The following is a 21,446-nucleotide window of genomic DNA, read 5'->3' as shown; positions in this document are numbered from 1 at the left end:
GAGCCTACTTGCTTGGAGTGCACTCAAAGGTCCTAGCGTGGGCGGCATGAGCCTGACAGGGACGCAGACGCGGTACACGATCAGCGAGGTCGAGGCCCTGACCGGCCTGAGCCAGCACACCCTGCGCTGGTACGAGCGGATCGGCCTGATGCCGCATGTGGACCGGTCCCACTCGGGGCAGCGGCGCTTCACCGACGCCGACCTGCGGTGGCTGTCGTTCGTGGGCAAGCTGCGCGCCACCGGCATGTCGGTGGCGGACATGGTCACGTACGCCGAACTGCTCCGCGAGGGCGAGCACACCGTCGACCGGCGGCGCGAGCTGCTGGAGCGGACCCGGAGCGAGGTGCGGGCTCGGATCGCGGAACTGACCGACGCGCTCGCCGTTCTGGACTTCAAGATCGATATTTATACGGGGAAGGCGGCACGCCAGTGACGCAGAACACCACCATCGGGCAGGCCGAACTCGGCAAGGGCGGCCCGCGGGTCGGCATCCAGGGCCTCGGCTGCATGGGCATGAGCGAGTTCTACGGGGAGACGGACGAGGCGGCGGCCCGCGCGACGCTCGGGGCGGCGCTCGACGCCGGGGTCACCCTGTTCGACACCGCCGACATCTACGGGCGGGGCCGCAACGAGGAGTTCCTCGCGCCGTTCGTCGCCGCGCACCGCGAGGAGATCACCCTCGCCACCAAGTTCGGCATCGAGCGCACCGACGACCCGCACCACCGCGGCATACGCAACGACCGCGCGTACGTCCGCAGGGCGGCGGAGGACAGCCTCCGGCGGCTCGGGACCGACGTCATCGACCTGTACTACATGCACCGCCACGACCCGTCGGTCCCGCTCGCCGAGTCCGTGGGCGCCATGGCGGAGCTGGTGCAGGAGGGCAAGGTGCGCCACCTGGGGCTCAGCGAGGTCACCGGGGCGGAGCTGCGGGAGGCGTACGCGGTGCACCCGATCGCGGCCCTCCAGTCGGAGTGGTCCCTGTTCAGCCGGGACGTGGAGCGCAGCGCGGTCGGTGCGGCGGCCGAGCTCGGCGTGGCCTTCGTGCCGTACTCCCCGCTCGGCCGCGGCTTCCTGACCGGCGCCTTCGCGGACGCCGCGGAGCTGTCGGAGGGCGACTTCCGCGTCTTCCAGCCGCGGTTCACCGGCGACAACGCCAAGGCCAACGCGGCGCTGCTGGAGCCGGTGCGGCAGGTCGCGCGCGCCCACGGGGCCACCCCGGCGCAGATCGCGCTGGCCTGGGTGCAGCAGCGGGCGCAGGTGCACGGGCTGACGGTGGTCCCGATCCCGGGCACCCGCAGGCCGGAGCGGCTCGCGGAGAACACCGCCGCGACCCGGATCACGCTGACGGAGCCGGAGCTGGCCCTGCTGGAGCCGATCGCCGGGCAGGTCGCGGGGGACCGCTACCCGGACATGGCCTTCACCTCGGCGGCCCGCGAGGCGTAGGCAGGCGCGACACGGGGCCGGATCCGGGGCGGCCGGAACCGGGGGCAAACGGAACCGGGCAGCCGCGGCGGGGGCGGGCGCTACTCCTCGGAGGGGTCCGTGGTGAAACGATCCCGCAGGGCCGAGTACTCGGCGTCCGTCAGCAGGCCGGCGCTGTGCAGCTCGCTCAGGTGGTGCAGGCGCTCGTCCGTGCGCGGCGCCGGCACCGAGGCCACCGGGGTGCGCACGCGCAGGGCCGCCAGCACGGCCGCCGCGAACGGCAGCGACTCGTGCACGGCCCCGTACCCGGTGCCGAACACGGCGGTGGCGAGGTCGTGGTCCGGACGCGGATCGGCCCCGGTGCCGTCGCGGCGTATGAGCCGCAGATGGCCGCCCGGCCCCTCCGGCGAACGCCACTCGACTCCGGCCAGCTCCGACAGCGGGTAACGCTGGTCGCCCGCCTTCCACTTGGTGCCGGTGGCGCCCGTACGCGACCACTGGAAGCCGACGGCCGTGCCGTCGAAGGTCACGCGCGCGTCGTACGCCTTCAGCTGCAGCGGCGGCTCCGCCACCGGCACCAGGAAGCGCTCGGCCGGCTCGTCCGCCTCGGGGCACAGCCGCTCGCGCAGCCGGTCGGCGAACTCCCGCGCCTGCGCGGCCCGGTCGCCCGGCACCACCAGACGGTACGGGTCGCAGACCGCGCGCAGTTGCCCTGCGGCGGCCTCCATCAGCGGATCCGCGCCCGGCCGCGGAACGGCCTCCAGCACCACCGCGTCGCGTCTGCCCGTGGTGAGGTCCACCGCGGACAGTGCCTCGAACGGGATCCGCCGCGCCCCGAGGGCATTCCAGAGCCTTGGCGTTCGCATCCCCCGGGTGAAGCGGATGAGCACCGAGTCCGAGTCGAACTCCCAGGCGGCATGATTTCCGGCCAGTACGTCACCCATGCGGCACATGGTAAAGGGATACGCGCCTGCGCGTCCCCCTCGGAGCGGGGTCCGATTTCCGGGACTCTACGCGGGTCAGTGCGCGTCTGTCCCGGAAACTCCACGGCGGCAGGCATCGTCCCCGGTCGCGCAGACAACGGAGTCAAAGGTGCCGGTTCCGATTTTGGCGAAGTTGTCCAGGGAGCCCGTGCCTGGCTCGAAATAGCCGGTGTGCCGCTTGGCTCCGGCCGAGGACAGCAGCCGGGCGCCGAACTCCGGCGACACCGGGTCCGCCCCGTGCCCCAGGCCGCCGACCTCCAGATGCGGAACGTCCGCGATCCAGTCCCCGGAGTCCCGCGTGGCCCACACCCGGGCCGAGGTGTCCAGGTCGGCCACCGAGCCCGCGCGCATCCCCGGGCTGCCCGCCACGACGACGTCCGTCACCCGGTCGGGCAGCGAGTGCGCGGCGACCCCGCACACCACCGACCCGTAGCTGTGGCAGAACAGCGCCACGCTCGCGTCCCCCGGCAGCGCCGCCGCGAGGGCCTCCAGCCGTACGGCGCCGTCCATGGCCATCCGCCCGGTGGCCGCGTCCATGCCGACGCCGGACGGGGCGGTGTAGTCGGCCCAGGCGATGACCGCGGTCCGGCTGCCCGGAGCCGCGGCGCGCTCGGCCGCGTACAGCGACTGCGCCATGCCGACCGGGGCGGTCAGCCGGCGCGTCGTGCGCTCGAAGGTGAGGACGTCGGTGTCCACACCGGGGACGATCACCGAGACCCGCCGGGCCTGGTCGAGGTCGCCGAAGACCTCGGCGATGCGGCCGCCCCCGGTGGGGTCGAAGGCGAGGATCTGCCGGCCGGGGCCGGCGAGGGAGGCGAAGCGGTGGGCGCGCCGGCCGGCCGTGTTGCGGTCGGCCGGGGTCAGGCTGACGTCGCGGCTGCGGGCCTGCTCGGCCTTCTCGGCCAGTCCGAGGGCGCGCAGGTTGGCGCGGTAGCGCAGCGTGGCGGGGGCTCCGTCGAGGTTGCCGATGACGAACGGGTGGGCGTCCGCGAGCCGGGCCTGCCGGCCGGGGTCGATGTCGGCGAAGAACCGGGCCACCGTGCGCACGGGGGCGTCGGCGGGCGGCACGGGCCGGCCGTCGCTCCGGGCCGTGGACCAGGCGGCGAGCGCGGCGGCCCGCAGCGTGGTGCCGGCGTCGGGCCGGTGCACGGTGGTCCAGCCGGTGGTCGCCAGCATGATGAAGACGACCGCCAGCGCGAGCAGGGTGCGCAGGACGGCAGGGCGCGGATCGGCGCCGACGGCGGTGGGGTGGGCGAGGCCGGGCAGGTTCACTGGGACCAGCGTACGAAACCGGAACGGGCCCTGAGGCACAGGGTGATGGGGGCCACGGGGTGAGCCGGAACACGGTGACCGGGCTCACGGTGACGGGGCTCACCCCGCACCGGTCCGCGGTGACCCGGCTCACGTGACCCGCTGTCAGCGCCAGTCCGCGGCGAGTGCCGGGCCGAGCCGGTCGAGGTACGCCTCGGTCGTGTCCCGCAGGGCGGCGACGCCGGCGTCCCCGCCCTGCCCCCAGAGCCGTCCCGTGACACGCATCACACCCGAGAACGCGGCGACGGCCACCCGGGGGCGCGGGTCGGCGTCCACGTCCAGGCCCTCGCGCTCCGCGATCAGCCGGGCCAGCCGCTCCTCCAGCTCGGTGCAGCGGCGCAGGTGGACGGCGAGCAGCGCCGGGGTCGACTCGATGAGCCGGTAGGTGCGCAGGTAGAGGTCGAGCGGGACCACCTCGGACAGGGCCTCGTCGAGGGTGTCCCACACGTCGCCCACGGCGGCGCGCAGCGCCGTGAGGGGGCCCTCGGCGGCCGGCCGGGCCCGCAGGGCGGCGAGGAGGTGCGATTCGGCCAGGTCCTGGGCGGCGAAGGCGACCTCCTCCTTGCTGGCGAAGTAGCGGAAGAAGGTGCGCTGGGAGACGTCCACGGCGTCGGTGATCTCGTCGACGGTGGTCTGCTCGTACCCCTGCGAGATGAAGAGGAGGAGGGCGGCGCGCAGCAGTGCGTCCCGGGTGCGCCGCTTCTTGCGTTCGCGCAGTCCGGGCGCCGGCGACGCTTGCGCCGGCCGCTCGTCGGTCATCACCGCGGGAGTCCTTTCGGGGCTGGTTCCGGCGTCGGGCCGGTTCCCGTTTCGGGCCGGTTCGGGTGCCGGGTCGGTTCGGGTGCCGGGCGCGGGGCGGCCCAACGCGGCGGCCGTGTGCCCGATCTGACGCCGAGTGAGCGGTCAGGGTACCTGTGACGGACCTGACAGCCACTGCCTCGTTAAGCCGTCTGTGAAGTGTCAGCCGCTGTCACTAGCCTGTCCGCATGACTCGTCAGACCACCGTCGACGGCCGGACGCCCGTCAAGGGGCCGGGCGGGGCGCCGGCCCGGCCGGGGCTGCGCGGCCATCCCTGGTTAACCCTCTTCGCCGTGGCCATCGGCGTCATGATGGTCACCCTGGACGGCACGATCGTCGCCGTCGCCAACCCCGAGATCCAGAAGGACCTCGGAGCCTCGCTCTCCGACGTCCAGTGGATAACCAACGGCTACCTGCTCGCCCTCGCCGTCTCCCTCATCACCGCCGGCAAGCTCGGCGACCGCTTCGGCCACCGCCAGACCTTCCTCCTCGGCATCGCCGGATTCGCCGGGGCGTCCGCCGCGATCGGCCTGTCCTCCAGCGTCGAGTTCCTCGTCGGCTTCCGCGTGGCCCAGGGCCTGTTCGGCGCCCTGCTGATGCCCGCCGCGCTCGGCCTGCTGCGCGCCGCCTTCCCCGCCGAGAAGCTCAACATGGCCATCGGCATCTGGGGCATGGTCATCGGCGCCTCGACCGCGGGCGGCCCCATCGTCGGCGGCCTGCTCGTGGAGCACGTCAGCTGGCAGTCCGTCTTCTTCGTCAACGTGCCCGTCGGCATCATCGCCCTGGTCTTCGGCCTGTTCATCCTGCTCGACCACCGCGCCGAGAACGCCCCGCGCTCCTTCGACCTCCCCGGCATCGCGCTGCTGTCGACCGGGATGTTCTCCCTGATCTGGGCCCTGATCAAGGCCTCGGCATGGGGCTGGGGCGACAGCCGGACCGTGCTGTTCCTCGGCGGGTCCGCGGTCTGCTTCGTGCTCTTCGCCGCCTGGGAGACCACGGCCCGCGAGCCGCTGATCCCGCTGGGGATGTTCCGCTCGCTGCCGCTGTCCGCGGGCACCGTGCTCATGGTGCTGATGGCGTTCGCCTTCATGGGCGGCCTGTTCTTCGTCACCTTCTACCTGCAGAACGTGCACGGCATGAGCCCCGTCGACAGCGGCCTGCACCTGCTGCCGCTGACCGGCATGATGATCATCGGCTCGCCGCTGGCCGGCGCCGCCATCACCGCGGTCGGCCCGCGCATCCCGCTCGTCGCCGGCATGGCCGCCACCGCCGCCGCCTGCTTCGGGCTGTCCGGGCTCACCCCGGGCACCGGCACCCTGGAGATGTCGCTGTGGTTCTGCCTCCTCGGCGTGGGCCTCGCCCCCGTCATGGTCGGCGCCACCGAGGTCATCGTCGGCAACGCCCCGCTGGAGCTGTCCGGGGTGGCCGGCGGGCTCCAGCAGGCCGCCATGCAGGTCGGCGGCAGCCTCGGCACCGCCGTCCTCGGCGCGGTCATGGCCCGTACGGTCGGTGACTCGTTCGGGGACAACTGGCGGGCCGCGGAGCTGCCGCCGCTCTCCCCGGAGCAGCTGGCCCTGGCCGAGACGGGGGTCCAGGTCGGCATCGCGCCGGTCCCGCAGGGCGCGCCGCAGCCCGTCGCCGACGCCATCGCGGCGGTCGCGCACGACACCTTCGTGTCCGGCATGAGCACCGCCTTCACCGTTGCCGGCGTCGTCGCGGTCCTCGCCGCGGTCGTGGCCTGCTTCACCAAGCGCGGCGAGAACGCGGCAGCGGGGGCGGGCGCGGCCCACGTCTGAGCGGAGGGGACAGCGGAGAGCGGCGGGGCACGGGGGCGTCAACCCGCTGTGCTCCCCAGCCCCGCAGGGCGGTTCCGGCAGGGCTGTCGCCTATCCGGGTGGACCCGCCCGCACCCCCTTCCGCCGGGCTGTCCGCGCAGGTCAGCGTGGTGGCCGAGCCGCTGCGGAACCGGTCCGGGGCGGCAGGTCCACAAGGAGTTGACCCGTCATGCGTACGAGTTCCCCCGCAGGAGTCACGCCCGCCCGCGCCGCCTCCGGGCGGGCCCACGCGGCCCTGGCGGCGGCCGCCCTGGTGCTCGCCGCCCTCCTGCCCGGCGCGTCCGGCACCGCGCACGCCGCACCCGGCACCGCGCACGCCGCACCCGGCACCGCGCACGCCGCACCCGGCACCGCGCACGCCGCACCGGGCGGGCCCGCCCGGCCCGCCGCGGGCCCGCCGCCGGGGCGGGCGGTGCCCTGCGCGACCGGGCAGCTGTGCCTGTGGGCGCAGCCCGGGTTCAAGGGCAAGCGGCACACCCACGAGCTGAGCACCCTGGACGTCAACAGCTGCACCGCGCTGCCCGCCGGGACCAGCGCCCAGTCCCTCGTCAACCGCACCGGGCGGCCGGTGACCACCTACCAGTCGGCCGAGTGCGCCGAGACGGGCGAGTTCCAGACGTACCCCGGCGACGGGGTCCAGCTCCCGGAGTCGCCTTACCTGGTGCGCGCCTTCAAGGTGTGGGAACGCTAGCGGACCCGCCCCCCGGGGGGCGCCGCGGCCACCGCGGCCGACGGGCCCGCCTCGGGCGCCGGGGCGGGGATCCCGGCCTGCCCGCCCGGGGCGGTCCCGCCCAGCCGGGCGACCTCGGCGCGCAGGGCCCGTACCTCCGCGGTCAGCTCGGCGATCGCGGCCGTCTGCTCCCGCTCGGCCTGGTCGTCGAACTCGAAGCGGGCGATGAACCAGGCCGCGATGTTCGCGGTGACCACACCGAGCAGGGCGATCCCGGACAGCATCAGCCCCACCGCGAGCACCCGGCCGAGCCCGGTGGTGGGGGAGTGGTCGCCGTACCCCACGGTGGTCATGGTGGTGAAGCTCCACCACACGGCATCACCCAGGTTCCGGATGTTGCCGTCGGGTGCGTCCCGCTCCACGCTCAGCACGGCGAGGGAGCCGAACATCATCAGCCCGACCACCGCACCCGCCACGTACGTGGTCAGCCGGATCTGCGGGGCCATCCGGGCGCGCCGGCCCACCAGCAGCAGGGTGGACACCAGCCGCAGCAGCCGCAGCGGCTGGATCATCGGCAGCAGCACCGCGATCAGGTCCAGCCAGTGGGCGCGGACGAAGGCCTTCCTGGAGGCCGACAGGCCCAGCCGCACCAGGTAGTCCAGGGCGAACGAAGCCCACACCGCCCACTCGGTGACGGTGCACGCACGGTGCACCCGGGCGTCCGCGTCGGGGGCCACGATCGGTACGGCATAGGCGACGGCGAACGCCACGGCGAGGACGAGCAGCGGGGTCTGGCTCCGCTGCTCCCACCGCAGCTGGCGGGACGGTTCCTTCATACGGAGCATCGTAAGGAATGCGTAAAGCTCGCAGACCGGCGCAGCGGTGCGACGGCCGTCGCACGGCGACGGGCCGGGGCGCACACCCGCACCCCGGCCCGCCGGCCGTCACTTCATGCCCGCGGCCCCCGCAGGGCCGCCGCTACGCGTCGCCGCCCGCCGCACCCGGGTCGGCCGCCGCCACGTCCAGCAGCCGGTAGCGGTCCACGGCCTGCTTCAGCGCGGACCGGTCGATCCGGCCCGCCTTGGCGAGCTCGGTCAGCACCGCCAGCACCACCGACTGGGCGTCGATGTGGAAGAACCGCCGCGCCGCGCCGCGCGTGTCGGCGAAGCCGAACCCGTCCGCACCCAGCGAGGTGTACGCGCCCGGCACCCACCGCGCGATCTGGTCCGGAACCGCCCGCATCCAGTCCGAGACCGCGACGAACGGCCCCTCGCCGGCCGACAGCTTCCGCGTCACGTACGGAACGCGCTGCTCCTCCTCCGGGTGGAGCAGGTTGTGCTCCTCCACCGCGACGGCCTCGCGGCGCAGCTCGTTCCAGGAGGTCGCCGACCAGACGTCCGCCTTGACGTTCCACTCCTCGGCCAGGATCCGCTGCGCCTCCAGCGCCCACGGCACCGCCACGCCCGAGGCGAGGATCTGCGCCGGGAGGGAGCCGGACGTGCCCGCGGCCACCCGGTGGATGCCCTTGAGGATGCCGTCCACGTCGACGTCGGCCGGCTCGGCCGGGTGCTGGATCGGCTCGTTGTAGACGGTCAGGTAGTAGAAGACGTCCTCGGCCTCGGGGCCGTACATGCGCCGCAGGCCGTCCTTGACGATGTACGCGATCTCGTAGCCGTAGGCCGGGTCGTACGCGACGCAGCCCGGGTTCGTCGACGCCAGCAGCTGGGAGTGGCCGTCGGCGTGCTGCAGGCCCTCACCCGTCAGGGTGGTCCGGCCCGCGGTCGCACCGAGCACGAAACCGCGCGCCAGCTGGTCGGCCATCTGCCAGAACTGGTCACCCGTGCGCTGGAAGCCGAACATCGAGTAGAAGACGTAGACCGGGATCAGCGGCTCGCCGTGCGTCGCGTACGCCGACCCGGCGGCGATCAGCGAGGCCGTGCAGCCCGCCTCCGAGATGCCGTCGTGCAGCATCTGGCCGGTCGGGGACTCCTTGTACGCCAGCAGCAGGTCGCGGTCGACGGACTCGTACTGCTGCCCCAGCGGGTTGTAGATCTTGGCGCTCGGGAAGAACGAGTCCATGCCGAAGGTGCGGTACTCGTCCGGTGCGATCAGCACGAACCGCCGGCCGACCTCCTTGTCCCGCATCAGGTCCTTCAGCAGCCGGACGAACGCCATCGTCGTGGCGATCGACTGCTGGCCGGAGCCCTTCTTCACCGCCGCGTAGGCGGCATCGTCGGGCAGCTGCAGCGGCTTGGCGCGCACCACACGGGTCGGCACGTAGCCGCCCAGGGCCTTGCGCCGGTCGTGCATGTACTGGATCTCCGGCGAGTTGCGGCCCGGGTGGTAGTACGGCGGGGCGCCGCTCTCCAGCTGCGCGTCCGTGATCGGGAGGTGCAGGCGGTCGCGGAAGCGCTTGAGGTCGTCGACCGTCAGTTTCTTCATCTGGTGCGTGGCGTTGCGGCCCTCGAAGTTCGGGCCGAGCGTCCAGCCCTTGATCGTCTTGGCCAGGATCACCGTCGGCTGGCCCTTGTGGGCGCGGGCCGCCGCGTACGCCGCGTAGATCTTCTTGTGGTCGTGGCCGCCGCGCCCCAGGTGCAGGATCTGGTCGTCGGTCATGTCCGCGACCATCGCGCGCAGCCGCTGGTCGTCGCCGAAGAAGTGGTCCCGGATGTACGCGCCCGTCTCGGTGGCGTACGTCTGGAACTGGCCGTCCGGCGTCGAGTTCATCTTGTTGACGAGGATGCCGTCGCGGTCCTGCGCCAGCAGCGGGTCCCAGGAGCGGTCCCAGATCAGCTTGATGACGTTCCAGCCGGCCCCGCGGAAGATCGACTCCAGCTCCTGGATGACCTTGCCGTTGCCGCGCACCGGCCCGTCGAGGCGCTGCAGGTTGCAGTTGACGACGAAGGTGAGGTTGTCCAGCCCCTCGCGGGCCGCCAGGGACAGCTGGCCCAGCGACTCCGGCTCGTCCATCTCGCCGTCGCCGAGGTACGCCCAAACGTGTGAGGCGGAGGTGTCCGCGATCCCGCGCGCCTCCATGTACCGGTTCATCCGGGCCTGGTAGATGGCGCCGATCGGGCCGAGGCCCATCGAGACCGTCGGGAACTCCCAGAAGTCCGGCATCAGCCGCGGGTGCGGGTAGCTGGACAGGCCGTACGGGGCCTTCGACTTCTCCTGGCGGAAGGCGTCGAGCTGCTGCTCGGAGAGCCGGTCCAGCAGGTACGCGCGGGCGTAGACGCCGGGGGAGGCGTGGCCCTGGAAGAAGATCTGGTCGCCGCCGTCGCCCTCGTCCTTGCCGCGGAAGAAGTGGTTGAAGCCCACGTCGTAGAGGGAGGCCGAGGAAGCGAAGGTGGCGATGTGGCCGCCGACGCCGATGCCCGGGCGCTGGGCCCGGGAGACCATGACGGCCGCGTTCCACCGGGTGGCGTTGAGGATCCTGCGCTCGATCTCCTCGTTGCCCGGGAAGAACGGCTCGTCCTTGGTCGCGATCGTGTTGACGTAGTCCGAGCTGCGCATCTCGGGCACGGCCACGCGCCGCTCGCGCGCCCGCTCGATCAGGCGCAGCATCAGATAGCGGGCCCGCTCACGGCCGCGCTCGTCGACGGCCGCGTCGAGGGAGTCGAGCCACTCCCGCGTTTCCTCCGGATCGAAGTCCGGGACCTGGCTCGGCAGGCCGCCAATGATGATCGGGTTGCGATCGGATGCGGAAGCCACGCTGTTCCTTCACTGTCAGGGGAGTCGTGCCTTGGGTTCGCCGCCTCCCATGGTCTTACGCTCGGTCGGAATCGTCATCTTTACCACTGGGTAATCCTTGGAGTCGGGCGATTTGCGATGTCTCCCGCGACGTCTTCCGCGATGTCTCCCGCGACCTTCCGGCCGGACCGCGCCGGGCGATCGGGCCGACCACCCGGATCGCAAGGATGTTCGGTCCCTCAAACAGGTAAGAAGTTCCCAGGCAATGCCGAATCAGCTGCAATGGTGTGGGATGAATCACCACAGGGCCGTGCGGGAAGGCTGAAAGTTGCGGCGAGACGGCCGCAATCGTCACCGTTTCGGCGGTCCCGGCGGCCGGGTACTTGCGCGATCCGCCGCGCCCGTGTGGACTACGCCCAATGCTGCGCGTACGCGCGCGGCCGAAGACATTCACCGAACATGAGCAGGAGGCACCCCGTGAGCGCGACCGCGGACCACGCGGAGAGCCTGGCCGCCCGGCTGGGTTTCCAGTCCGAACAGGTGGTCCAGGAGATCGGCTACGACGACGACGTCGATCAGCAGTTCCGCGATGAGATCGAGGAACTGATCGGCAACGACCTCGTCGACGAGGACTACGACGACGTGGCCGACGCGGTGCTGCTGTGGTTCCGCAACGAGGACGGCGACCTGACCGACGCCCTCGTCGACGCCACCGAGCTGGTCGAGGAGGCGGCGCTGATCCTGCTGCTGACCCCGAAGACGGGCCGCCCCGGCTACGTCGAGGCCAGCGACATCAGCGAGGCCGCCGAGACGGCCGGCCTGTCGCAGACGAGGCCCGTCAGCGTCGGCAAGGAGTGGGCCGCCAGCAAGCTGGTGACCCCCAAGGCCGCCAAGTCCAAGCGCTGAGCGACGCGCCGCAGCCGAGCGCCGCAGCCAAGCGGAGACACACCCCGCCGACTCCGTCGGCGGGGTGTGTGCGTCTGCGGGCCCCGGCGCCCTAGGCTGGCACTCTCACCCGAACAGCCGAACGCAGGGATGCGGGAACGAAGGGATGCGACAGATGGCCATCGAGATCGGCAGCAAGGCACCGGACTTCGAGCTCAAGGACAACCACGGCGCCACCGTCCGGCTCTCCGACTTCCGCGGCGAGAAGGCCGTGGTGCTGCTGTTCTACCCGTTCGCCTTCACCGGTGTCTGCACCGGCGAGCTGTGCGAGCTGCGCGACCGGCTGCCCCGCTTCCAGAACGACGAGGTCCAGCTCCTCGCCGTCTCGAACGACTCCGTGCCGACCCTGCGCGTCTTCGCCGACAACGAGGGCTTCGACTACCCGCTGCTGTCCGACTTCTGGCCGCACGGCGAGACCTCCCGCGCGTACGGCGTCTTCGACGAGGAGAAGGGCTGCGCGGTCCGCGGCACCTTCATCATCGACAAGGACGGCATCGTGCGCTGGAGCGTCGTCAACGGGCTGCCCGACGCGCGTGACCTGAACGAGTACATCAAGGCGCTCGACAGCCTGTGACCCCTCCTCCCGTTCCGCCGGGCGGTTCCGCGGGCAAATACCGCGTGGCGGCGGGAACCCGTCACTAGGATCAACACGTTGATCCGGTAGCTCCCCCAGCCCCCGCTGGGAGGGCCCCCATCGCACGACAGGGGCACCGCCCCGGACATTAATTCATTGGAGGACCCGTGGGAGTCAGCCTCAGCAAGGGCGGCAACGTCTCGCTGACCAAGAGCGCGCCGAACCTGACCGCAGTGCTCGTCGGCCTGGGCTGGGACGCTCGCACCACCACCGGTGTCGACTTCGACCTCGACGCCAGCGCGATCCTGACCAACGACCTGGGCAAGGTCACCAGCGACTCGAACTTCGTGTTCTTCAACAACATGAAGAGCCCGGACGGCTCGGTCGAGCACACCGGTGACAACCGCACCGGCGAGGGCGAGGGCGACGACGAGGCGATCAAGGTGAACCTGGCCGACGTCCCGGCCGATGTCGCCAAGATCGTCTTCCCGGTCTCGATCTACGAGGCCGACAGCCGCCAGCAGAGCTTCGGCCAGGTGCGCAACGCGTACATCCGCGTCGTGAACCAGGCGGACAACACGGAGCTCGCCCGCTACGACCTCTCCGAGGACGCCTCGACCGAGACCGCCATGGTCTTCGGCGAGCTCTACCGCAACGGCGCCGAGTGGAAGTTCCGCGCCATCGGCCAGGGTTACGCCTCCGGCCTGGCCGGCATCGCGCGGGACTTCGGCGTCAACGTCTGATCCCGTCCGCTGTTCACCCGTCCGGCGCCGTGCACACACCCCGTGTACGGCGCCGGACGCGCTTGCACCACCGCACCACCGCACCGCAGGCCCGACCCACCCGCGGACGGGCCCCGACACCACGTCGTCCGGGGAGGACTTCAACATGGGCGTCACACTCGCCAAGGGGGGCAACGTCTCCCTCTCCAAGGCCGCACCGAACCTCACCCGGGTCCTGGTCGGTCTGGGCTGGGACGCGCGTTCGACGACAGGGGCCGACTTCGACCTCGACGCCAGCGCGCTGATGTGCCGCGACGGCCGGGTCCTGGGGGACCGGTACTTCGTGTTCTACAACAACCTCAAGAGCCCCGAGGGCTCCGTCGAACACACGGGTGACAACCTCACCGGCGAGGGTGACGGCGACGACGAGTCGATCATCGTCGACCTGACCAAGGTGCCGGCCGAGGTCGACAAGATCGTCTTCCCGGTCTCCATCCACGACGCGGACGCCCGCCGCCAGGCCTTCGGGCAGGTCACCAACGCCTTCATCCGGGTCGTGAACGAATCGGACGGCCAGGAGCTGGCCCGCTACGACCTCACGGAGGACGCCTCGACCGAAACCGCAATGATCTTCGGCGAGGTCTACCGGTACGGCGGGGAATGGAAGTTCCGGGCGGTGGGCCAGGGGTACGCGTCGGGCCTGAGGGGCATCGCTCTAGACTTCGGGGTCAACGTTTCGTAAAGCCATACGAGAACATGGGGTGCCAGTGGTTCTGAAAACCTTCGGCTGGTCGTTCGCCATCACGGCGCTCGGCCTTGCCTTCGCCGCTTGGCAGTGGGGGTGGGAGGCGTTCGGGATCGTGCTGATCCTGTCGATCCTCGAAATCTCGCTGTCGTTCGACAATGCGGTCGTCAACGCCGGAATCCTGAAGAAGATGAATGCCTTCTGGCAGAAGATCTTCCTCACGATCGGTGTCCTGATCGCGGTCTTCGGCATGCGGCTGGTGTTCCCCGTGGCCATCGTCGCGATCAGCGCCAAGGTGGGCCCGATCGAGGCCGTCGAGCTGGCCCTGGACCACCCGGAACAGTACGAGGCGCTGGTCACCGACGCCCACCCGGCGATCGCGGCGTTCGGCGGCATGTTCCTTTTGATGATCTTCCTCGATTTCGTGTTCGAGGAGCGCGAGCACAAGTGGCTCGCCTGGCTGGAGCGGCCGCTGGCCAAGCTCGGCAAGGTCGACATGCTCTCGGTGTGCGTCGCCCTGATCGCCCTGCTGGTCACCGCGATGACCTTCGCGGTGAACGCCCACACCAGCACCGGCCACGCGGACAAGTCCGCCACCGTCCTGCTGGCCGGCGTCGCCGGTCTGATCACCTACCTGATCGTCGGAGGCCTCTCCTCCTACTTCGAGGACAAGCTGGAGGAGGAAGAGGAGCGCGAGCACGAGGAGGAGGAGAAGGCCAAGTCCGAGGGCAAGCAGGTCTCCGCGGTCGGCCTGGCCGGCAAGGCCGCGTTCTTCCTCTTCCTCTACCTGGAAGTCCTCGACGCCTCCTTCTCCTTCGACGGCGTCATCGGCGCCTTCGCCATCACCAACCACATCTTCTGGATGGCGCTCGGCCTCGGCATCGGCGCCATGTACGTCCGGTCGCTTACGGTTTACCTGGTCCGCCAGGGCACCCTGGACGACTACGTCTACCTGGAGCACGGCGCGCACTACGCGATCGGCGCCCTCGCGGTCATCCTGCTCATCACCATCCAGCACGAGATCAGCGAGACCATCACCGGCCTCATCGGCGTGGTGCTGATCGCCGCCTCCTTCTGGTCCTCCGTGCGCCGCAACAAGCGGCTGGAGCTGGAGGGCGCGTCCGCCGAGGCATGACCTCCGCCCGGGGCATGGCCTTCCGAGGCATGACCGCGGCGGTATTGCGGAACGCTCCATGCGGGGCGGCCTGCTGGGTCCACGGACCCGGGGGGCCGCCCCGTCCGCGTAGCCGCGCCCGTGTGGCGGCCCGCGCGGGGACCACAGGGGGATCTCAGGGGATCCCGGCAGTCAGGGGGGACAGGGGATGGGATTCTTCGACGGCATCAGGGGCAGCCGTGCCCTGCAGTTCGACTCGGGCAACGCCTCTTCGGCGATCGAGCTCACCAAGCGCCAGCCGACGGTGTCGCTGACCAAGCAGGGGGCCGTCCACGGCAATCTGCGCGTCAACCTGTCCTGGCGGATGCGCAGCTCCGACATCGGCGGCCGCAGCGGCCAGAGCGGGCAGCTGCTGCGGCACCCGTTCAAGCTGTTCAAACCGGACGTGGTGCAGGGGCACACCCAGGGCATGGTCAACGTCGACCTCGACATCGGCTGCCTGTACGAGCTGGCCGACGGCACCCGGGGCGTCGTCCAGCCGCTGGGCAACCTGCTGGGCGACATCAACAGCCCGCCGTACGTGAAGCTCAGCGGCGACGACCGGTTCGGCGCACCCTCCGGCGAGACGGTCTTTGTCAACCTCGACCACGCGGACGAGATCAAACGCCTGCTGGTCTTCGTCTACATCTACGACCAGACCCCGGCCTTCGACCGGACGCACGCCCTGGTCACCCTGTACCCGATCACCGGGCCGCGGATCGAGATCCCGCTGGAGGAGCGGCACCCGCAGGCCCGCTCCTGCGCGGTGGTCTCCCTGGAGCACGTCAAGGGCGAGCTGATCGTGCGCCGCGAGGTGAAGTTCGTGTACGGGTTCCAGGCCGAGCTGGACCGGCTGTACGGCTGGGGCCTGCAGTGGGGGCGGGGCTACAAGAGCACCAAGGCCTGACCGCCCCCACCCGGCGGCGTCAGCGGCGGACGAACTGCGGGCCCTGCACCGGCAGCCGGAACGACGGGTCGCCGCCCGGCGCCGGCACCGGGGACACCGGCTGCGGGTACCCGTACGCCGGCTGTGCGGCCGGCGGGGCCTGCGTCTGCGGCGCGGGCGCGGGCGCGGACGCGGGCGGGTGCGGAGGCAGCGTCGGCGGCTGCATCGCGGCCGTCTGCTCGGAGGTGGGCCCGGCCGCGCCCGCGCCCGCGGACGCGCCCTCGGAGCCGTCGGCGGCGTTCTCGTCCACCGAGATGCCGTGGTCCGTCGCCAGCCCCACCAGCCCGTCGGAGTAGCCCTCGCCGAGCGCGCGGAACTTCCACGCGTCGCCCCGGCGGTACAGCTCCCCGCAGATCAGGGCGGTCTCGGCGCCGGTCTCGGGCCGTACGTCGAAGTAGGCCAGCGGCTCGGAGGCGCCGGTCGTGGTGGCGTCGTACAGCAGGATCCGCAGGTCGCGGACCCGCTCGAACGGTACGTCCTCGGCGGAGGCGACCACCAGGATCCGGTCCACCACCGAGGGCACCGTCCGCAGGTCCGCCTGGACGGCGTCGGTGACGGACTCGCCGACCTGCTTCTTGCCGAGCCGCCAGACGGCCCCGGAGGGGTGGCGGGGCTGGTTGTAGAAGACGAAGTCCTCGTCCGAGCGCACCCGTCCGTCCGGGCCCACCAGCAGCGCCGAGGCGTCCACGTCCGGTACCTCGGGACCGCCGGTCCAGCGCAGCACCGCCCGGACCGCCACCGTGGTCACCGGGATGTTCGAGCCCTTCTGCATCGCGTGCGTCATGCCCGTCATCCTGCCCTCCCGGGGCGGCGCGGAACAACGCGGCCCCCCGCAGGGCCTTGCCCCGGCCGTCGACCGTGGGCATGGTGCATAAGGGTTACCTGAACTTCATGTGCTTGAGGAACTCTTGACCCGGATTCGTACGTACTATTACCGGCCACGCCAGTTGGGCCGCCGAGACAGTACGGGGGAAGCGCATGCGTCACTTTGGGCACATATCGCCCGCGGTCCGGCGTGACCTCTTCCATATCGAGCCGGCCGAGTTCACCGCCGCCTCGCCCGCACGCCTGCTCGCCGCCGCCCTCGGGGCCACCCTCTACAGCCCGGCCACCCGCCCCAACCTCGCCGACGACATCCGCAAGCAGGCCGCCCGCGGAGTCGTCTCCATGGTCCTCTGCCTGGAGGATTCCATCAGCGACGCGGACGTGCGCGACGCCGAGGAGAACCTCGTGCGCCAGTTCGCCGACCTCGACGGGCAGGCCGCGGGCGACCAGGAGCTCCCCCTCCTCTTCATCCGCGTCCGCACCCCCGAGCAGATCCCCGACCTCGCGCGCCGCCTGGGCGGCACCGTCCGCAGACTGGCCGGATTCGTCCTCCCCAAGTTCACCGCGAGCCGCGGGCCCGCCTTCCTCGACGCCGTCGCCGAGGCGGAAGCCCTCAGCGGGCTCCCCCGGCTCTACGCGATGCCCGTCCTGGAAACCCCCGACCTGCTCCACCTCGAAACCCGGGTCGAGGCCCTCGCCGGGATCTCCCGCACGGTCAACCGCTACCGCGAGCGCGTACTCGCCCTGCGCCTCGGCGTCACCGACTTCTGCTCCGTGTACGGCCTGCGCCGCACCCCCGACATGACCGCCTACGACGTCCAGATCGTCGCCGGGGTCATCGCCGACGTGGTCAACGTGCTCAGTCGCGCCGACGGCACCGGCTTCACTGTCACCGGCCCGGTCTGGGAGTACTTCCGCAGCCAGCAGCGCCTCTTCAAGCCGCAGCTGCGGCGCAGCCCCTTCCTGGAGGAGGGCGTCGAAGAACTGCGGACCGCCCTGATCGAGCACGACCTGGACGGGCTGCTGCGCGAGATCGAACTCGACCGGGCGAACGGACTCCTCGGCAAGACCTGCATCCACCCGGTCCACGTCACGCCCGTGCACGCGCTGTCGGTGGTCTCCCACGAGGAGTTCAGCGACGCCCAGGACATCCTGCGCCCCGAGCGCACCGGCGGCGGCGTCATGCGCTCCGCCTACACGAACAAGATGAACGAGGTGAAGCCCCACCGGGCCTGGGCGGAGCGCACCATGCTGCGCGCCGAGGTGTTCGGGGTGGCGAAGGAGCAGGTCGGCTTCGTCGACCTGCTCACGGCGGGGCTCCAGGTATGAGCGAGAGCGAGCCCGGACGTGGCCGGCATGGCCGGAACGGCGGGCATGGCCGAAACGGCTGGCATGGCCGGCATGGCTGACGTGAATGATGTGAATGATGTGGCTGGTGTGACGACGGAGAAGACGGAGAAGGGGAAGACGATCGACGCGGTGTGGTCGGGAACGTGGGTCGCGGACCGGCTGGGCGTACGCCTGGAAGGAGCGGACGGCTCCCGCGGGCCGGGGCTGGAGGAACTCCTCGGCCTCGCCCTGCGGCGCAACCCCAAGCGGGCCCACCTGCTGGTCTCGCAGGTGCTCGGCAAGCACGTCCCGCAGTCCCCGCGCGCCGTCCACGCCGCCGGGTACGGGCTCGGCCGGCGGGTCCGGGCCCTGCTCGACGCCGCCGGGGAGGACCCGGCCGCCGCAGTGGTCCTCGGCTACGCCGAGACCGCGACCGGCCTCGGCCACTGCGTCGCCGACGGCCTGGACGCCGCTCCCTACCTGCACTCCACGCGCCGCCCGGTGCCGGGCGTGGCGGTCGTCGGCGGGTTCGAGGAGAGCCACTCGCACGCCACCTCCCACCTGCTGCTGCCCGAGGACCCGAAGCTGCTGGCGGGCGGCGGCCCCCTGGTCCTCGTCGACGACGAGTTCTCCACCGGCAACACGGTCCTGAACACCATCCGCGACCTGCACGCCCGCCACCCCCGCACCCACTACGTGGTCGTCGCCCTCGTCGACATGCGCTCCCCGGCCGACCGCGAGCGGCTCAGCGCCTTCGCCGCCGAGATCGGCGCACGGGTCGACCTGCTCGCCCTGGCCTCGGGGACCGTGCACCTGCCCGAGGGGGTCCTGGCCAAGGGACAGGCCCTGGTCGAGCAACACGAACGCGAGACGGCCTCGGCCTCCGATACCGCCCCGGTTCCTGCCCCCGCCTCCGGCTCCGCCCCGGTCCGGCGGGTGGAGCTGGACTGGCCGGCCGGGGTGCCCGACGGCGGGCGCCACGGCTTCACCCCCGCGCACCGCGACCGCCTGGAAGCGGCTCTGCCCGCGCTGGCCGGGCAGCTCGCCGACGCGCTGGGCACGGCCACCGGCCCCGGCCCCGGCCCCGGTCCTGGCCTCGGCCGCGTCCTCGTCCTCGGCAACGAGGAGCTGATGTACGCGCCGCTGCGCCTCGCGCTCGCACTGGAGGAGTCCGGAGCGGCCCGCGAGGTCCGCTTCTCCACCACCACCCGCTCGCCCGTCCTCGCCGTCGACGACCCCGGCTACGCGATCCGCACCCGGCTCGTCTTCCCCGCCCACGACGCCCCCGCCGACGGGCCGGGCGACCGGTACGCCTACAACGTCGCCGGGGCCGGCTTCGACACCGTCGTCGCCGTGGTCGACGGCGACGGGGACACCGACGCGCTGCACGCCCCCGACGGGCTCCTCGCCCGCCTCGCCCCGCACACCGGGCAGGTCCTGCTCGCCGTCGTCCCCTCGTACGTGCCGCCCGCGCGCACCCCCCAGACCCTTCCCGACCGGCAGGAGCCGACCATGCCCGAGCCCCTGCGCGGCCCCGCCTTCTCCTCGTACGCCGCCGAGGACGTCGGCTGGCTGCTCCAGGACCTCTCCGGCGTGGCCCTGGAGGCCCCGACGGAGGAACGCGAGGAGGCCATCCAGGCGGGCGGCGCGCACTACGCCGAGTCGCTGCCCGTCGAGTACCAGCCGTCCGACCAGTACCAGGAGCTGTACCGGAGCGCGCTGAACGCCTCCGCCGCCCGGATCGCCCGCGCCGTCGGCACCGTCACCGAGACCGTCCTCGCCGAGCGCACCCCCTCCCCGGTGCTGGTCTCCCTGGCCCGCGCCGGCACCCCCGTCGGCGTGCTGATGCGCCGCTGGGCGAAGGCCCGGCACGGCCTGGACCTGCCGCACTACGCCGTCTCCATCGTGCGCGGCCGCGGCATCGACGCCAACGCGCTGCGCTGGCTGGCCGCCCACCACGACCCCGCCGACGTCGTCTTCGTCGACGGCTGGACCGGCAAGGGCGCCATCACGCGCGAGCTGTCCGCCGCCCTGCGCGCCCACCGCGACCGGGAGGGCGGCCCGGAGTTCAACCCGGACATCGTGGTCCTGGCCGACCCCGGCTCGTGCGTGACCGCGTACGGCACCCGCGAGGACTTCCTGATCCCCTCCGCCTGCCTCAACTCCACCGTCTCGGGCCTCATATCCCGTACCGTGCTCCGGTCCGACCTGGTCGGGCCCGCCGACTTCCACGGCGCGAAGTTCTACCGCGAGCTCGCCGGGGCCGACGTCTCCGCCGACTTCGTCGACACCGTCGCCGCCCGCTTCGAGGAGGTCTCCGACGCCGTCGACGCCGAGGTCAAGGAGCTGCTCGCGGCCGACCGGACCCCGACCTGGGAGGGCTGGGCAGCGGTGGAGCGGATCAGCGAGGAATACGGCATCCACGACGTCAACCTGGTCAAGCCCGGCGTCGGCGAGACCACGCGGGTGCTGCTGCGCCGGGTGCCGTGGAAGATCCTGGCCCGGCGCGGCGCCGGCCCCGACCTGGACCACGTACGGCTCCTCGCCGGGCAGCGCGGGGTCCCGGTGGAGGAGGTCGACGGGCTGCCCTACACCTGCGTGGGACTCATCCACCCCCGATACACGCGCGGCGCGACCGGCGCCGACGGAAAGGCTGTGGCCTCCAAGTGACTGTCCTGGTAGCCAGCGATCTCGACCGTACGCTCATCTACTCGACGGCCGCCCTCGGCCTGACCATGCCCGACGCGGACGCACCCCGGCTGCTGTGCGTGGAGGTCCACGAGAGCAAGCCGCTGTCGTACATGACGGAGACCGCGGCGGCCCTGCTGGCCGAACTGACCGCCGCCCCCTCGGTGGTCTTCGTCCCGACCACGACCCGGACGCGCAAGCAGTACCAGCGCATCCGCTTCCCCGGCCGCCCGGCCCCGTACGCGATCTGCGCCAACGGCGGGCAGCTGCTCGTGGACGGGGTGCCCGACCGGGACTGGCGCCGGCAGGTGGCCGCCCGGCTGGCCGAGGAGTGCGCCCCGCTGGAGGAGGTCCACCGGCACCTGCTGGCGTCCGCCGACCCGGAATGGCTGCGCAAGGCGCGGGTCGCGGAGGACCTGTTCTCCTACCTGGTCGTCGAACGCGACCGGGTCCCGGAGGAGTGGCTCAAGGCGCTGACCGCCTGGGCCGAGGCCCGCGGCTGGACGGTCTCCCTCCAGGGCCGCAAGATCTACGCGGTGCCGCGGCCGCTGACGAAGAGCGCGGCGATGCGCGAAGTGGCCCGGCGTACGGGCGCGTCCACGACGCTCGCGGCCGGCGACTCCCTGCTCGACGCCGACCTGCTGCTCGCGGCGGACGCCGCCTGGCGGCCCGGGCACGGCGAACTGGCCGACGCGGGCTGGCACGCGCCGACGGTCACGGCCCTGGCGGAGAGGGGCGTCGCGGCGGGCGAGGAAATCGTGCGGGCATTCGCCAGGACTGCCGGACTGCCCGTGAAGTAGGCACACT

Annotated in this window: 19 protein-coding genes; 13 read left to right on the top strand and 6 right to left on the bottom strand. The window is 72.1% G+C overall.

The genetic code is table 11. The features are described 5' to 3' along the window. Nucleotides 1–46: 46 nt before the first annotated feature. Both ACIQUT_RS06815 and ACIQUT_RS06810 read left to right on the top strand, forming a co-directional pair. A complete protein-coding gene (locus ACIQUT_RS06815) occupies nt 47–433 on the top strand; it encodes a MerR family transcriptional regulator (protein ID WP_403560188.1) in 387 nt (128 codons plus the stop codon). Next, nucleotides 430–1,446: an aldo/keto reductase gene (locus ACIQUT_RS06810; protein ID WP_403560186.1), complete on the top strand. Its 1,017-nt coding sequence runs from the start codon at nt 430–432 to the stop codon at nt 1,444–1,446. Before ACIQUT_RS06815 ends, ACIQUT_RS06810 begins: the two co-directional genes overlap by 4 nt. 80 nt (nt 1,447–1,526) lie before the next feature. Here the strand turns inward: ACIQUT_RS06810 and ACIQUT_RS06805 are convergent, their stop codons facing one another. The 3 genes from ACIQUT_RS06805 to ACIQUT_RS06795 form a co-directional block, all read right to left on the bottom strand. Beyond that, on the bottom strand, nt 1,527–2,378 hold the full coding sequence (locus tag ACIQUT_RS06805; RefSeq protein WP_403560184.1) for a DUF4429 domain-containing protein: 852 nt from the start codon (nt 2,376–2,378) through the stop codon (nt 1,527–1,529). Between the two features lie 66 nt (nt 2,379–2,444). Further along, entirely contained in the window at nt 2,445–3,674 is a 1,230-nt protein-coding gene (locus ACIQUT_RS06800; RefSeq protein WP_403560619.1) for an alpha/beta hydrolase, read from the bottom strand. Nucleotides 3,675–3,824: 150 nt separating this feature from the next. Continuing rightward, nucleotides 3,825–4,478 carry a TetR/AcrR family transcriptional regulator gene (locus tag ACIQUT_RS06795; protein WP_403560182.1) on the bottom strand — a complete coding sequence of 218 codons (654 nt, stop codon included), beginning with the start codon at nt 4,476–4,478 and terminating at the stop codon, nt 3,825–3,827. Between the two features lie 347 nt (nt 4,479–4,825). On the opposite strand from ACIQUT_RS06795, the gene ACIQUT_RS06790 reads away from it, so the two are divergent. Both ACIQUT_RS06790 and ACIQUT_RS06785 read left to right on the top strand, forming a co-directional pair. Beyond that, the gene (locus tag ACIQUT_RS06790; RefSeq protein ID WP_403560617.1) at nt 4,826–6,313 is read left to right on the top strand and encodes a DHA2 family efflux MFS transporter permease subunit; all 1,488 of its coding nucleotides are present in this window, start codon (nt 4,826–4,828) and stop codon (nt 6,311–6,313) included. Nucleotides 6,314–6,521: 208 nt separating this feature from the next. Then, nucleotides 6,522–7,043 carry a peptidase inhibitor family I36 protein gene (locus ACIQUT_RS06785; protein ID WP_403560180.1) on the top strand — a complete coding sequence of 174 codons (522 nt, stop codon included), beginning with the start codon at nt 6,522–6,524 and terminating at the stop codon, nt 7,041–7,043. Here ACIQUT_RS06785 and ACIQUT_RS06780 read toward each other — a convergent pair. Next, on the bottom strand, nt 7,040–7,867 hold the full coding sequence (locus ACIQUT_RS06780; RefSeq protein WP_403560178.1) for a potassium channel family protein: 828 nt from the start codon (nt 7,865–7,867) through the stop codon (nt 7,040–7,042). The two genes, ACIQUT_RS06785 and ACIQUT_RS06780, sit on opposite strands and share 4 nt — an antisense overlap. Nucleotides 7,868–8,000: 133 nt before the next feature. Then, on the bottom strand, nt 8,001–10,733 hold the full coding sequence (gene aceE / locus ACIQUT_RS06775; RefSeq protein ID WP_403560176.1) for a pyruvate dehydrogenase (acetyl-transferring), homodimeric type: 2,733 nt from the start codon (nt 10,731–10,733) through the stop codon (nt 8,001–8,003). Nucleotides 10,734–11,189: 456 nt separating this feature from the next. On the opposite strand from aceE, the gene ACIQUT_RS06770 reads away from it, so the two are divergent. From ACIQUT_RS06770 to ACIQUT_RS06745, 6 genes are all read left to right on the top strand, one after another. After that, nucleotides 11,190–11,618, top strand: coding sequence for a DUF3052 domain-containing protein (locus ACIQUT_RS06770; protein ID WP_403560174.1), 429 nt, complete (start codon nt 11,190–11,192; stop codon nt 11,616–11,618). Nucleotides 11,619–11,772: 154 nt separating this feature from the next. Beyond that, nucleotides 11,773–12,231, top strand: coding sequence for a peroxiredoxin (locus tag ACIQUT_RS06765; RefSeq protein WP_179172473.1), 459 nt, complete (start codon nt 11,773–11,775; stop codon nt 12,229–12,231). Between the two features lie 167 nt (nt 12,232–12,398). After that, nucleotides 12,399–12,974: a TerD family protein gene (locus ACIQUT_RS06760; RefSeq protein ID WP_403560172.1), complete on the top strand. Its 576-nt coding sequence runs from the start codon at nt 12,399–12,401 to the stop codon at nt 12,972–12,974. Nucleotides 12,975–13,119: 145 nt separating this feature from the next. Continuing rightward, a complete protein-coding gene (locus ACIQUT_RS06755; protein ID WP_403560170.1) occupies nt 13,120–13,695 on the top strand; it encodes a TerD family protein in 576 nt (191 codons plus the stop codon). Nucleotides 13,696–13,720: 25 nt separating this feature from the next. After that, on the top strand, nt 13,721–14,833 hold the full coding sequence (locus tag ACIQUT_RS06750) for a DUF475 domain-containing protein (protein ID WP_403560168.1): 1,113 nt from the start codon (nt 13,721–13,723) through the stop codon (nt 14,831–14,833). 187 nt (nt 14,834–15,020) lie between these two features. Then, entirely contained in the window at nt 15,021–15,758 is a 738-nt protein-coding gene (locus ACIQUT_RS06745; protein WP_403560166.1) for a Tellurium resistance, read from the top strand. A gap of 19 nt (nt 15,759–15,777) precedes the next feature. Here ACIQUT_RS06745 and ACIQUT_RS06740 read toward each other — a convergent pair whose 3' ends face one another. Continuing rightward, nucleotides 15,778–16,581, bottom strand: coding sequence for a TerD family protein (locus tag ACIQUT_RS06740; protein WP_403560164.1), 804 nt, complete (start codon nt 16,579–16,581; stop codon nt 15,778–15,780). 194 nt (nt 16,582–16,775) lie between these two features. Between ACIQUT_RS06740 and ACIQUT_RS06735 the strand changes: the two genes are divergently transcribed. The 3 genes from ACIQUT_RS06735 (at nt 16,776) to ACIQUT_RS06725 (ending at nt 21,439) form a co-directional block, all read left to right on the top strand. After that, on the top strand, nt 16,776–17,951 hold the full coding sequence (locus tag ACIQUT_RS06735) for an HpcH/HpaI aldolase/citrate lyase family protein (protein WP_403560162.1): 1,176 nt from the start codon (nt 16,776–16,778) through the stop codon (nt 17,949–17,951). Between the two features lie 72 nt (nt 17,952–18,023). Further along, nucleotides 18,024–20,621, top strand: coding sequence for a phosphoribosyltransferase (locus ACIQUT_RS06730; protein WP_403560160.1), 2,598 nt, complete (start codon nt 18,024–18,026; stop codon nt 20,619–20,621). Beyond that, nucleotides 20,618–21,439: an HAD family hydrolase gene (locus tag ACIQUT_RS06725; RefSeq protein WP_403560158.1), complete on the top strand. Its 822-nt coding sequence runs from the start codon at nt 20,618–20,620 to the stop codon at nt 21,437–21,439. The genes ACIQUT_RS06730 and ACIQUT_RS06725 overlap by 4 nt, the downstream gene beginning before the upstream one ends. Nucleotides 21,440–21,446 lie beyond the last annotated feature (7 nt).

This window comes from Streptomyces sp. NPDC090445 (assembly GCF_044769385.1).
Taxonomy (GTDB): domain Bacteria; phylum Actinomycetota; class Actinomycetes; order Streptomycetales; family Streptomycetaceae; genus Streptomyces.
This window is presented reverse-complemented; position numbering and strand designations above follow the sequence as displayed.

Excerpts from the sequence above, each read along its gene's own strand:
- ACIQUT_RS06730 (WP_403560160.1), top strand. The coding sequence starts at position 18,024 with ATGGCTGACGTGAATGATGTGAATGATGTGGCTGGTGTGACGACGGAG.
- ACIQUT_RS06755 (WP_403560170.1), top strand. The coding sequence starts at position 13,120 with ATGGGCGTCACACTCGCCAAGGGGGGCAACGTCTCCCTCTCCAAGGCC.
- ACIQUT_RS06785 (WP_403560180.1), top strand. The coding sequence starts at position 6,522 with ATGCGTACGAGTTCCCCCGCAGGAGTCACGCCCGCCCGCGCCGCCTCC.
- ACIQUT_RS06790 (WP_403560617.1), top strand. The coding sequence starts at position 4,826 with ATGATGGTCACCCTGGACGGCACGATCGTCGCCGTCGCCAACCCCGAG.
- ACIQUT_RS06780 (WP_403560178.1), bottom strand. The coding sequence starts at position 7,867 with ATGCTCCGTATGAAGGAACCGTCCCGCCAGCTGCGGTGGGAGCAGCGG.
- ACIQUT_RS06735 (WP_403560162.1), top strand. The coding sequence starts at position 16,776 with ATGCGTCACTTTGGGCACATATCGCCCGCGGTCCGGCGTGACCTCTTC.
- ACIQUT_RS06795 (WP_403560182.1), bottom strand. The coding sequence starts at position 4,478 with ATGACCGACGAGCGGCCGGCGCAAGCGTCGCCGGCGCCCGGACTGCGC.
- ACIQUT_RS06745 (WP_403560166.1), top strand. The coding sequence starts at position 15,021 with ATGGGATTCTTCGACGGCATCAGGGGCAGCCGTGCCCTGCAGTTCGAC.
- ACIQUT_RS06815 (WP_403560188.1), top strand. The coding sequence starts at position 47 with ATGAGCCTGACAGGGACGCAGACGCGGTACACGATCAGCGAGGTCGAG.
- ACIQUT_RS06805 (WP_403560184.1), bottom strand. The coding sequence starts at position 2,378 with ATGTGCCGCATGGGTGACGTACTGGCCGGAAATCATGCCGCCTGGGAG.
- ACIQUT_RS06740 (WP_403560164.1), bottom strand. The coding sequence starts at position 16,581 with ATGACGCACGCGATGCAGAAGGGCTCGAACATCCCGGTGACCACGGTG.
- ACIQUT_RS06765 (WP_179172473.1), top strand. The coding sequence starts at position 11,773 with ATGGCCATCGAGATCGGCAGCAAGGCACCGGACTTCGAGCTCAAGGAC.